Origin of the sequence: Xanthomonas sp. D-99 (genome assembly GCF_017746145.1) — a bacterium.
GTDB classification, from domain to species: Bacteria; Pseudomonadota; Gammaproteobacteria; order Xanthomonadales; family Xanthomonadaceae; genus Xanthomonas; species Xanthomonas cissicola.
In genome coordinates this window covers 889-1,258 of the sequence record NZ_JAGHWU010000059.1, presented here as the reverse complement: position 1 = coordinate 1,258, position 370 = coordinate 889, and positions in this window count along the sequence as shown.

Here is a 370-nt window from a genome sequence, read left to right as displayed (position 1 = left end):
GCTGTCGGTAAAGCGGGACTTCTTCATGGAACCTCCTCGAGAAAGGGGACGAGAAAATTCCACTTCTGGCGTCTGCTAATGGGCGGGGGGATTACCCCTTCCCCGCCGAAGAAGAAGTACTTCGCGAAGCCGTTGTAGGCCTCCACCTTGTTGAGGGTCGGCAGGGATTCGTGTAAAAAAAAACAGCCAAAAGTGAGCTAACTTGCTGTCAGAAAAGAAATTTTCACAAATCCCTGCCGGCCTTCATACGGGTCCTGGATTGCCTCCACGTCTGCGCCTCGCCCCCGGTCGTCGAGGGTTGCCAGGATCCCCCGAAGTTGTGTGCTGCCGTGCGGATTCGGCAAGGAGTGGAGGGGTAATCCCCCCACTT